Below are 13,332 nucleotides of genomic sequence, written 5' to 3'. Positions count from 1 at the left end.
TTCAAACCGCCGGGCTCGCAGCGCGATCCGGCGGACAGGACAAGTTTGCGAAAAACCAGGCGCCAGGACAGCGCGCCGACGGAGGGGAAAATGGTTACGCTTGTAAGACACGATCTCGAGTTCATCCTGAAGCAGATCGCCATCGCCGAACAGCATGCGGCCGGTGGTGACCTTGCCGCGCTCGTCGCCGAAGCCGGCGAAGCAGCCGGCGCGACCGGCACCGGTGCACCGCAGGCGCATCTCCTGCCCTACGGCCTCCGAACCGTCGACGGCAGCTACAACAACCTGCTCGATGGCAATGAAACCTGGGGCGCAGCCGACCAGCCGTTCACGCCGCTGGTGCAGCCGAACTACGTCAACGAAAATGACGACTCGCTGGCATTCGGCCCGGGAACGGTTCTCACGAACGGTAACTATGCGCCGGGTACCCCCAGCGCCGTCGGCCCGGGCACCGTCGTCGACGCCGATCCACGCATCATCTCCAATCTGATTGTCGATCAGACCAGCAACAACCCGGCAGCCATCATGGTCTACCAGGCCATGATCGACGAGGGCAAGACAGCGACGCGCGTACCGATGCAGGACGCCAATGGCGCGCCCATCGTCCATGCAACCAATGTCGTCGGCCCCGATGGCACCGTTCTCGCCGCCGCGGGCAGTCCCGTCTACGTCTACACTTTCGAGAACGTCTCGCCCGATATCGGCGACTCCGCGCCTTACAACTCGATGTTCACGCTGTTCGGCCAGTTCTTCGACCATGGCCTCGACCTCGTGGCCAAGGGCGGTGCCGGAACGGTCTATATTCCGCTGTCACCGGATGACCCACTCTACAATCCGGCAACGCCGCACACCAATTTCATGGTCCTGACCCGCGCCAGCCGCGATGCCGATGGCGAAGTGGCTGCCAACACCACGACGCCGTGGGTCGACCAGAACCAGACATATACCTCGCATGCATCGCATCAGGTCTTCCTGCGCGAATATGTCATGCATGAGGGCAAGCCTGTCGCGACCGGCCATCTGCTTGACGGCGCGCGCGGCCTGCCGACCTGGGCCGACATCAAGGAACAGGCTCGCGAGATGCTCGGCATCGACCTGACCGACGCCGATGTCACCAACATTCCGCTGCTGCGCACCGATCCCTATGGCCGCTTCATCCCCGATGCCAACGGCTTCGCGCAGGTCATCACCGGCATCGGCGCCGACGGCATTCCGAACACCGCCGACGACATCGTTGTCTCAGGCACGCCGGGCGCTCCTGTCAGCACCGCTGGAGCCGTCCGAATCGGCCACGCCTTCCTCGATGACATCGCCCATGCCGCAGTACCGGTCATCGCCGGTGGCGTACTGCAGGCCGACAGTGACGACGCCGTAGGCTATTCCGGCGGCTTCAACACCCGCGGTCAGCAGACTGCCTACGATGATGAGTTGCTCGACGCGCACTACATCACCGGCGACGGCCGCGGTAACGAGAATATCGGCCTGACGTCGATCCACCACATCTTCCACTCGGAGCACAACAGCGTCGTCGAGCAGACCAAGCAGGTCGTCCTCGACAGCGCCGACCTGGTCTTTATCAACCAGTGGCTGCTTGAGCCGATTACCACGCTGCCGACAACCGAGGCAGAACTTGAGGGACTCGTCTGGAACGGCGAGCGTCTGTTCCAGGCCGGCCGCTTCACCACCGAAATGCAGTATCAGCACCTCGTCTTCGAGGAATTCGGCCGCAAGATGCAGCCGGATATCGATGCCTTCGTCTTCGAGCCATCGACCGACATCAATCCGGCGATCTTCGCCGAGTTCGCCCACGCGGTCTACCGCTTCGGCCACTCGATGCTGAACCAGGATATCGACCGTCTCGTGGAAAATGCCGACGGTACTTTCAGCTTCGATAACATCACATTGTTCGACGGCTTCCTGAACCCGCTGGAACTCGGCGCGGTCGATGCCAACGGTAATGTGCTCGTCAATCACGACCAGGCAGCCGGTGCCATCATCCGCGGCATGTCCCGACAGGGCGGCAACGAAATCGACGAATTCGTCACCGACGTTTTGCGCAACCAGCTTGTCGGCATCCCGCTCGATCTTGCAGCGCTCAATATCGCCCGTGGCCGCGACGTCGGCCTGCCGACGCTGAACGAGGCACGTGCCCAGTTCTACCAGGCAGCCGGTCAGGACACGCAGCTGAAGCCCTATGTCAGCTGGACCGATTTCGCGCTGAACCTGCAGAACACCGCGTCGATCGTCAACTTCATCGCTGCCTACGGCACGCACTCCTCGATCACCAGCGCGGCGACCCTCGACGCCAAGCGCGCTGCGGCCGCCTCGATCGTGCTCGGCACGGCCGGTGCACCTGCCGACCGCCTGGAATTCCTGAATTCGACCGGCGCCTGGGCGACGGCTGAGACGGGTCTCAACGACATCGATCTGTGGATCGGCGGCCTTGCCGAGAAGAAGATGGATTTCGGCGGCATGCTCGGCTCCACCTTCTCCTTCGTCTTCGAATTGCAGATGGAGAACCTGCAGGAATCGGACCGCTTCTATTATCTCTCCCGCGTCCAGGGTCTGAACCTTCTCAACGAGCTGGAAAACAACTCGCTGAGCAAGATCATCATGCGCAATACCGATCTGGGCGAAGGTTCGACGGCGCTGCCGGGCGACATCTTCTCGACGCCTGACCATACGCTTGAGATGGACATCTCGAAGCAGGTCGGCGCCGATCCGATCTTCACCGATGCGATCCTGCAGGCGCTGACGCCGCTGGTCGTGCGCCGCGACACCGATGGTGACGGCGACCTCGACTACATGGCCTATCACGGCGGCGACCACGTCGTCATGGGCGGCACCGAGGACGACGATACGATCATCGCCGGCGAAGGCGATGACACGATCTGGGGCTATGGCGGCAACGACACGCTTGAAGCCGGCTACGGCGTCGACCACGTCCACGGTGGCGAGGGTGACGACATCATCACCAATGCCGGCACGGATATCGGCGCGGCCGACTTCCTGCATGGCGAAGGCGGCAACGACGTCATCCATGGCGGCAGCGGCCTGGCGCTGATCTTCGGCAATGACGGCAAGGACTTCATCATCGCAGGCCCTGACGGCAAGCACGTGCTCGGCGGCCTCGGCGACGACTTCATCCGCGGCGGCGACGGCGGCGACTTCCTGATGGGCAACGAGGGCAACGACTGGATCGAAGGCGGCGGACGTTTCGACACACTGTCGGGCGAAAACTCCGAGCTGTTCTTCAATTCCTCGATCATCGGCCATGACGTTCTGAACGGCGATGGCAGCGACACCGATTACGACGCCGAATCCGGCGACGACATCATGTTCCAGGGCGATGGCATCCAGCGCAGCAACGGCATGGCTGGTTTCGACTGGGCAATCCACAAGGGCGACAATACCGCAGCCAATTCCGATCTCGGCATCCCGCTCTTCGCCACCCAGGAAGCCTTCATCCTGCGCGACCGCTTCGATCTTGTCGAAGGTCTCTCCGGCTGGGTCCATGACGATATCCTGACCGGACGCGTCGCCCCGACCAATGCCCGGGCCGAGCTGCAAAATACCGCAGCCATTCCGGGTACCGGCAGCCCGCTCGAAAGCTATTCGAACGCGCTGCTCGAAAAGAACCTCAGCCTGATCGCCGGTCTCTCGCAGCTCGTCGCCCACCGTGCCCGTACCTCTGTCACGGTCAACGGCGTCACCGAAACAATCGTCATGGATACCGCTGACGCTTCCGACATCCTGCTCGGCGGCGGCGGTGATGACATCATCACCGGCCTCGCCGGGGACGACATCATCGACGGCGACCGCTGGCTGAACGTCCGGATCCGCATCAACGACCTCAACGGCAATGAGATCGGCTCGTCCGACGGCCTGTCGAAGGGCGTCTTTGCGCCCAGCGGCGCCGCAATGTTCAACGGCCGCACACTCAGCGACCTGATGTTCGACCGCACGCTGAACCCGAGCCAGCTCGAAATCGTCCGCGAGATCATCGACGGCGAGGTAGAGGGCGATATCGATACGGCCGTCTATACCGACGTCCGCGCCAACTATACGATCACGCAGAATGCGGATGGCAGCATCACCGTCGCTCATACCGGCTTCGACGAAGACGGGGGGCCCGACGGAGATGAGGAAACGGTTGCCAATCCGGTTTCCGACGGCACCGACCGCCTGTTCAACATCGAGCGGCTGCGTTTTGCGGACGGCGAATATGCGCTGAGCCCGCCGCAGCTCCAGCTCTACACGCTCGATCGTGGCCAATACCGCGACGACTTCAGCCCGTCCAACTACACGGGTACCGATGGCACCACGCCCTGGACGACACCTTGGACGGAGTCTAGCGACAACAACAGCGCCACCAGCGGCGATGTTCTCGTCACCGGCGGCACGTTGCGCTTCGACGATAACGGCAATGGCGCCAGCGTGCAGCGCGCCGCCAACCTTGCAGGCGCGACGACGGCCCGTCTCACCTACGATGTGAACGAAAGCGGACTCGATCAGGGCGATACCGTGACCGTCTGGTTTGCGGCCAATGGCGTCAATTTCATCCAGATCGACACTATCAACTTTGCAACAAACGTTGCAGAACGGAGCATCGATCTGACCGGTCCTTTTACCGCCGGGGCCATTGTTCGCCTCACATCCACCGCACTCGGCAATAATGACATCGTCGATATCGACAATGTCACGATCGACTTCACCCGCCCTGCGGCGGCGCCATCGATCAACTATGCGACGACCTTCGTCGAGAATGGCGATCCGGTTGCGATCGCCTCCGGTCCTGCGATTACCGATGAGGATGGCCAGATCGTCTCCGCACGGATCGTTCTGACCAATGCCCAGAACGGTGACCAGCTAAATGTAGGCGCTCTTCCTGCAGGCATCACCGCCCAGACCGACACTTTGGTTGCCGGCCAGATCGCCATCACACTGACGGGGACTGCCACGCTTGCCGCCTACCAGGCCGCAATCCAGGCGATCACCTTCGGCAACAGCTCGGACCAGCCGGGAACGGTGGCACGCGTCATCACCGTCACCGTCAACGACGGCCTGATGAACAGCAATCCGTCGACCGCAACGATCGCGGTTACGGCCGTCAACGATGCACCTGTCGCCGGTGACGATAGCGTCATCACCAATGTAGAGACTGGCAGCTTCGTCATTCCCGAATGGGCACTGCTCGCCAATGACACGGATGTCGACAGCCTTCTCAATATCACCGGCGCAACCGAGAACCAGACCAACTTCGCGGTCGCAGTGAACCCCGCAGGCGACGTCACGGTCACGCACTCGACCACACAGCAGCGCAACTTCACCTACACGGTGAGCGACGGTGCTGCGACCGATACGGCGACCGTTACCGTCACCCGCGACACCAACGACGTCAGCGGCACGGCAGGCAACAACATCCTGATCGGCGACAACTCCGGTGATACGTTCGACGGCGGCACCGGCAACGACATCATCCTCGCCGGTGGCGGCAACGACACCATCGTCTGGAACGCCAATAACACAGGCGCAACGGATGGACGCGACATCGTCGATGGCGGGGCCGGCACCGACACATTCGACCTCAATGGCCGCACCGGCCAGGGCGGCAACGAAACCTTCCGCATCTATACGCGGCAGGCAGCCGAGCTTGCCGGCATCACCGGCCTGATGGCGACGACGGAAATCGTCATCACCCGCAACGGTACCGACAATGCCTCGGTGATCGCTGAACTCGACAATATCGAGGAGATAACCGTCGGCAACATCACGCTGGATGACGGCACGCCGACTGGCGGGACAACGGGTGGCGACACCATCACCGTCATCGGCGACTTCTCGCAGACCAGCCTGGCGCTGAACACGATCACCATCGACGGCACTAATGGCGACGACGTCATCGACATCTCGGCGCTGCAATCGGCACACCGCATCGTCTTCCGCTCGAATGGCGGTCACGACACGATCGTCGGCACGCTGCGCCCGCAGGATGTCATCGAACTTCCTGAGGGACTGACTGCGGCCGATTTCGAAACGACTGTCGATGACGAGGGACGCACGGTCATGACCCGTGACGGCAGCTCGATCACCTTCGTCGGCCCCAATGGTTCCGAGCCGCCGGTTGGTCCCGGCGACGACGACCACGAGGAGGAGGAAGAAGAGCAGGAAGGCAGCGGCAGCTGCGACGATGATGACGACGACGGCGAACAGCCGTCCGGCGGCGAAGGCCCGGCTCCGGCCACGCCCCGCACGCTTGTTGGCACCGGTGCCGGCGAGGCCCTTTTGGGTGCAGCCGCAGCCGACATCATCCTGGCAGGCGATGGCAACGACATCCTCGTCGGTGAAGCCGGCAGCGATATCCTGCGCGGTGAAGGCGGCCACGACCTGATCACCGGCGGCGCAGGCGCCGATGTGATGTCGGGCGGTGATGGCGATGACGAAGTGCACGGCGGCGCCGATGCCGACCATATCTTCGGCGACGCAGGGGCAGACCGGCTCTATGGCGACGATGGCAACGACGTCATCGAAGGCGGGGCGGGCGACGACCAGGTCTGGGCGGGCGCCGGCAACGACCTCATCCTCGCCAAGCTCAACGACGGCTCCGACACCTACTGGGGTGGAGATGGCAACGACACGCTGGACTATGCAGCGGCCACCACCAACCTCACCGTCGATCTCGGCAACGGCTTCATGGGCAGAGGCAGTGTCGCCGGGTCGAGCACAGGAACCGATACCGTCTACGGCTTCGAAAACTTCATCGGTGGGTCCGGCCACGACACGATCACCGCGTCGCTCGCCGTCAACATCATCGATGGCGGGGCTGGCGAAGACGTCTTCCGCTTCACCTCGGCGGCAGCGGCCAACGGCGACAAGATCTATGGCTTCCAGCCGGGAGACAAGATCGACTTCTCGGCCATCGACGCCAACACGTCTGTCGCCGGTGTCCAGGGCTTCGCGCTGAAAGCGGGCTCGATTACCGCCGCCGGCCAGATCGCCGTCAGCCACGAAACCATCGATGGCGAGGCCTTCACGGTGCTGCGCGGCAACGTCAACGCCGATCCGGAAGAAGACTTCGAACTGATGATCGCGGGCACCCACAATTTGAAGGCATCGGACTTCAACGGTGTCTCCTGATCGATGGCTCTGCCCCATGGCCGCTGACGGCCATGGGGCATGCCGAATGAATTGCCGGAGGGGAAAATCATGGCAACGAAGAAGAAAGAGCCGCAGTACAAGATCGACAAGGCGCGCGGCGTCCTGACCTATCTGTTCGGCCTGTCCGGGCTCATCAACATCCTGGCGCTCACCGGCGCCTTCTACATGCTGCAGATCTACGACCGGGCGCTCGCCAGCGGCAGCATCTCGACGCTGATCGCGCTCTCGGTTCTGGCAATCGGCCTTTACCTCTTCCAAGGCGTCTTCGACATCCTGCGCTCGCAGATCCTCGTGCGTCTCGGCGCCAAGATGGACACAACGCTGGCGCCGCTAACCCACCAGGTTGTCGTCGAAATGCCACGCTACGGCTACTCGACGGCAGAGGCGGCCGAGCGTGGCCGCGACGTCGATACGCTGCGCAGCTTCCTCGGTGGCCAGGGCCCGATCGCGCTTTTCGACCTGCCCTGGATCCCGATCTATCTCGTCTTCGTCTGGCTGCTGCATCCGGTGCTTGGCATGCTGACGCTGGGCGGCGCAGCAGTCCTCGCCTGTCTGACGATCCTCGCCGAAGTGCTGACGCGGCGTCACGCCCATACGATGATCAAGGCCGCCGTCACCCGCAACGCCGTGCTCGATTCCAACACCCGCAACAGCGAAGTCCTGCATGCCATGGGCATGACTCAGCGCGCCGTTGATCGCTTCGAGCGGGCCAATCGCTATCACCTCGAGCACCAGACAAAGACCTCCGATATCGGCGGCACGCTGTCGGGTCTCTCCAAGGTGCTGCGCATGATGCTGCAGTCGGCTATCCTCGGTCTCGGCGCCTATCTGGCGATCGGCGGCGAACTCTCGGCCGGCGCCATCGTCGCTGCCTCGATCGTCACCAGCCGCGCGCTCGCCCCCGTCGATCTGGCGATCGCGCAGTGGAAGAGCGTCGTCTCGGCACGCCGCAGTTACAACCGCATCCAGGAAACGCTGGCTGTCCTGAACGGGAAGGAAGAGTTCATCCCGCTTCCCGAACCAAAGGAAAGCCTGAGGATCGAGGGGCTGACAACCGTTGCGCCCAGCACCGGCGCTGTGCTGCTCAGCGAGGTCGGTTTCGAACTGAAGGCCGGCCAGGCACTCGGCCTCATCGGCCCGAGCGGCGGCGGCAAGACGACATTGGTCAGGAGCCTGCTCGGCATCTGGCCGGCGCTGCGCGGTTCGGTGCGCATCGATGGCGCCGATCTCGGCCAGTGGAATGCCGATTTCTTCCGCGATCACGTCGGCTACCTGCCGCAGGACGTTGCACTGATGGACGGCACGATCTCCGATAACATCTGCCGCTTTGCCGAGGAGCCGGATCCACGCAAGATCATTCTCGCGGCCAAGGCGGCCGGCATCCACGACATGATCGTCCACCTGCGCGAAGGCTACCAGACCGAACTCGGCCCGAACGGGACTGCACTTTCGGCCGGTCAGCGGCAGCGTGTGGCGCTGGCCCGCGCGCTCTATGGCGACCCCTTCCTGGTGGTACTCGACGAGCCGAATTCCAATCTCGACGCCGAGGGTGAAGAAGCCCTGACGACGGCCATTCTCTCGGTCCGGCGCCGCGGCGGCATCGTCGTCATCATCGCCCACCGCCCCAGCGCTCTGCAGGCCGTCGACATGGTCGGGCTGATGCAGGGCGGAAAGCTCACCTCCTTCGGCCCCAAGGAAACGCTGCTGCAGACCAAGGCCAAGCCGCTCGCCGTCGAGAAGTCGTTCGGCGACAGCCGATCGCCGCGCTCGACGGCCGCGGAATAAGGGAGCGCGCTGTCATGGAGGAGAAGCTCACCCTTGGCCTGCCGGATGCGCAGGCAGCGATCGCGCCGATCAACAAGTACCGCGAGAAGGAAGAGAGCAAGAGCGGACCGCGCAAGTTCTTCATGCCGCTGACGGCCTTCTCGGCGCTGGCGATGATGTTTGCAAAGACCGAGCCCGGCGCACGCAACCAGCAGCCCGAGGCCAAGGAGCAGGAGCCGGAACAACCCTCCAACGACGATTACGGGATCATCGAGGACGTCACCGCCTTTCTCCAGACGCTCGCGAGCGAGGCCGCCGCTCCGGAAGCAGGTGAACAGCAGCCTGCCGTCCGGCTGAGTTTCCGCACCAGCACGTTCTACGTCACGGACATGCCGCCGCGTCTTGAGCGCACCGTCCTGAGCGGCACGGCCAACGACAATCTGCGCAGCATCATCGACGCCGGCGAAGGCTTCGAGTTTCCAGCGCTGCGCCCGCCCGTTCACCTCGACCTGCCGTCCCGCGCAACGCGCAGCACTTCCGCCAGCGGCGCGCCCTCCAGTGGCAATCGCAATCCCGATGACCAGGACGACCCGGACCCGAACCGGGCGCCGGTCAGCCTCGGACGCTACACATTCTCCAGCGGCTTCGTGAACCTTTCGGCGCTGGTCATGCTCGACGACCTGCTCGCCCATATGTACGACCCGGATGGCGACAAGCTCAGCATCAACGACATCTCGGTATCGAGTGGCCAGATCCGCGCCTACGGGCAGGACATGTGGCTCTATACGCCGCAGCGCGGCTATATCGGTGACGTCACCTTCACCTATGACGTGTCCGATGGTCAGGCCGAAATCCGCACCGGCGCGCTGTTCAACCTGCGCAAGGCGCCGCCCCATGAAATCCAGGGAACGGAAGGCGCCGACACGCTGACCGGGACGCCCGGCGAAGACCTGATATCCGGCCTCGGCGGCAGCGACGTGATCTATGGGCGCGAAGGCGACGACATTATCTCCGGCGACGGCGGCGACGACCTGATCCTCGGCGGCGACGGCGCCGATACGCTCTACGGCGGCGCAGGGAACGACACGCTCTTCGGTGGTGCCGGCAACGACGTTCTCTTCGGCGGCGACGGCGATGATCGTTTGTTCGGCGAGGCAGGCAACGACACGCTGATCGCCGGACACGGCAACGACGCGCTGAGCGGCGGCACCGGCGCGGACCGGCTGTTCGGCGAAGATGGCGATGACAGCCTGCTCGGAGAGGCCGGCGACGACTATCTCGACGGCGGCGATGGCGACGACGCCATGACCGGCGGCAGCGGCAACGACGTCGTTATCGCCGGCAAGGGTAACGACACGATCAAGGCCGGGCTCGCGGGCGAGGAAGCGCGAATGGCAGTGGCCACGGCGCATGATGGAAATGACAGCTATTCCGGTGGCGAGGGCATCGACACCTATGACATGAGCAGCGCCCGCAAGTCCGTCGCCGCCGACCTTTCTCTTGGGACCGCCAGCGGCGAAGAGATCGGCAGCGACAGGCTCGTCGATATCGAAAATCTCACCGGCGGCGCGGGCGACGATACGCTCACCGGCAGCGATGCCGCCAATATCCTGGCCGGTGCCGACGGCGACGACACCCTTTGCGGCAAGGATGGCGACGACACGATTTCCGGCGGAAACGGCGACGACACCTTCGTCGTGCTTGCCCGGAGCGGCGATCGCGATGATGACGACGACGGGGATGATCACTATTCCGGAGACGATGGCTTCGATACGCTCGATCTCGCTGCGCTGGTCCAGGAGGTCATCGCCGATCTCGAAGCGCAGCTGGCCGAGGGTCAGGAGATCGGCCGCGATACGATCGAAGGCTTCGAGGCCGTGATCGGCGGCGCCGGTGACGATCGCCTTTCCGGCAATTCGGCGGCCAATATTCTGGTCGGCGGCAACGGCAACGACCGCCTCTCCGGCCGCGCCGGCGATGATGTGCTGACCGGTGGAGATGGCAATGACATCGTCTCCGGCGATAGTGGCGATGATATCGTTCTCGTTGCCGTCCACGCCGCCGATGACGGCCGCAACGGACGGAGCGACGGCGACGACAGCTATCAGGGCGGTGACGGCTTCGACACCTACAGTGCTGCCGGGGCCGTGCATGCCGTCATCATTGACCTAGATCAGGGCACTGCCACCGGCATCGATATCGGCAACGACACATTGGCAGGCTTCGAGGCCGCGATCGGCGGCAGCGGCGCGGACTTCATCATCGCCGGAGATGGCCTCAACTTCCTGGCCGGTGGCGCCGGAGACGACGTCTTCGTCTTCCGTTCGCTGGCATCGATCGCCAACGATGGCGACGGCCGTGACCAGATCCGCGACTTCGCCGTCGGCGACCGGATCGATTTTTCCGGGATTGCCGCCAGCATCGGCGGACTGGTGTTCGGAGCGCCCGATACAGACGGCCCGCAGCAGCCGATGAACCGGATCATGCTCTATCACGAGAGCTTCGAGGACGGCGACCGGACCATCGTCAAGGCGATCATCGACTTCGAGCGCGACGAGGATTTCGAGATCCTTCTCTACGGCCGCCACGAACTGACCGAACAGGACTTCATCCTGGCGGCACGCGATACCGGCGCGGATGGCACCGCTCCGCATCAAGCCTGATCACAATCAAAGAAAAGCTAGGGGAAAGCACATGCAGCCGGCAAAGAAAGAAACACAAAAGCAGTTCGGCATTTCGGGCCGCATCTATCTCTCGGCGTTTCTCGCCGGGGCGCTGGTCTTCGGCATTGGCGGCTGGGCCGCACAGGCGAAGCTCTCGGGTGCCGTCATCGCGCAGGGGCAGGTTGCCGTTTCGCAACAGGTCAAGGTCATCCAGCACCGCGATGGCGGCATCGTTTCGGAAATCCTGGTGCGCAACGGCGACGCCGTCCGCAAGGGTTCCGTACTTTTCCGCCTCGACGAAACTCAAACCCGTGTCGAACTGACGATCGTCCGCAGCCAGCTGCAGCAACTGCAGGCGATGATGGCGCGACTTTCCGCCGAACGCGACGGGGCCGAAACCGTCAGCTTCGCAGGGCTCGACGTCCCTGTCGCGCTCGCCAGGAGCGAGACCAAGCTGTTTACCGAAAACCTCGGCATGCTCGCCAATCAGAAGGAACAGCTGCGCCTGCAGGCCGCGCAGCTGCAGCAGCAGGTGGAGGGCTATCGCGCCCAGCAGCAGTCGAACGACGAAGAAAAGGCAATCATCGATCTGGAACTGCAAAAGACCAACCAACTGCTGGCAAGAGGCCTGATTCAGATCACCCAGCAGCGCGACGCCGCCCGGCAGAAGGCGCGAATCGAAGGCGCCCGCGGCGAGCTGATCGCCCGCATGGCCGAAACTGAAAACGAGATCAGCGAAGTCAGGATGAAGCTCCTGTCGCTCGATCAGAACCGCCGTAAGGAGGCGCAGACGGAGATCGTCGGGCTGGAGGCCAAGATTGCCGAACTCACGGAACGGGAAGTCGCCGCCGGTGACCGCCTGTCACGGATGGAAGTGCGCGCGCCGGTCGACGGCCTGATCTACGACATGCAGATCCACACGATCGGCGGCATCGTCGGCGCCGGTGCGACGGTGATGTCCGTCGTTCCCGATAGCGAAGAGATGACCGTCGAAATCCAGGTGCCGCCTGCCGACATCGACCGCATCGCCCCCGGCCAGCCGACACGCATGCGCTTTACGGCCTTCAATCAGCGCACGACGCCCGAATTTCACGGCGCCGTTGACGTGGTGGCCGCGGCCACGGCAACCGACCGCACCACCGGGCGGCCGTACTATCTCGCCACCATCAAGCCTTCCGATCTGCTGCAGCTCGGCAACCGCAAGCTCGTTCCCGGCATGCCTGTGGAAGTCTATGTCCAGACCGACGAGCGCAGCGCGCTGTCCTATCTGGCAAAGCCATTCACCGACCAGATGATGCGGGCATTCCGCGAGGACTAGAGCCCGGAAATCCACTGGAAGCCGATGGGACGCGACCTGTTCGCGCACCCGTCGGCTCCAACGCGTTAACCAATCGTTAACCATATTGGACCAGCCTTGGCGGCAGTCGCGGCCTCTTCTTGAGGCGGCATTTGCAAACAGATCGAGGTGGTAAGATGCGGCTCGTCACTCTTCCCGGCAAGATTCTCGCCAAGGCAAATCATACGCTGATCATCATGGGCGACGGCGCGGCGCGCCAGGCCGTCTGCGTGCTCGATGAAGCGCTGAAGGCGGCAAATCCGCAGCGTATTGACGCCGTGCGTCAGCATCTCGGGCTGATCGAGCGGATCGCCAGCGGCAAAACCGACAGAGGCGAAGTCGCCTTCGACGGCCGTGTCTGGATCACGTCGGCCGATCTCACGGTCAATAGCGGCGGACGCCTGCATTGAT

Annotated in this window: 5 protein-coding genes; all 5 read left to right on the top strand. The window is 63.6% G+C overall.

Annotated elements, in window-relative coordinates; genetic code table 11:
• Positions 1–90 precede the first annotated feature (90 nt).
• The 5 genes from J2X43_RS03175 to J2X43_RS03155 all read left to right on the top strand — a co-directional run bounded on the left by J2X43_RS03175 (position 91) and on the right by J2X43_RS03155 (position 13,331).
• Positions 91–7,137, top strand: a complete 7,047-nt coding sequence (locus J2X43_RS03175) for a peroxidase family protein (protein ID WP_310290816.1) — start codon at positions 91–93, stop codon at positions 7,135–7,137.
• Positions 7,138–7,206: 69 nt separating this feature from the next.
• Positions 7,207–8,943, top strand: coding sequence for a type I secretion system permease/ATPase (locus tag J2X43_RS03170; protein ID WP_112388645.1), 1,737 nt, complete (start codon positions 7,207–7,209; stop codon positions 8,941–8,943).
• A gap of 14 nt (positions 8,944–8,957) precedes the next feature.
• Positions 8,958–11,585 carry a cadherin-like domain-containing protein gene (locus J2X43_RS03165; RefSeq protein WP_112444138.1) on the top strand — a complete coding sequence of 876 codons (2,628 nt, stop codon included), beginning with the start codon at positions 8,958–8,960 and terminating at the stop codon, positions 11,583–11,585.
• Positions 11,586–11,616: 31 nt separating this feature from the next.
• Positions 11,617–12,903 (top strand): HlyD family type I secretion periplasmic adaptor subunit, encoded by a 1,287-nt coding sequence (locus tag J2X43_RS03160; protein WP_310290811.1) that lies wholly within the window; start codon positions 11,617–11,619, stop codon positions 12,901–12,903.
• Positions 12,904–13,058: 155 nt separating this feature from the next.
• Complete coding sequence (locus J2X43_RS03155) at positions 13,059–13,331, top strand: hypothetical protein (RefSeq protein WP_112388648.1); 273 nt, start codon at positions 13,059–13,061, stop codon at positions 13,329–13,331.
• Position 13,332 lies beyond the last annotated feature (1 nt).

Source organism: Rhizobium sp. BE258, from assembly GCF_031457345.1.
GTDB lineage: Bacteria > Pseudomonadota > Alphaproteobacteria > Rhizobiales > Rhizobiaceae > Rhizobium.
The sequence above is the reverse complement of the archived record's forward strand: the minus strand, read 5'-3'. Positions and strand labels throughout refer to the sequence as shown.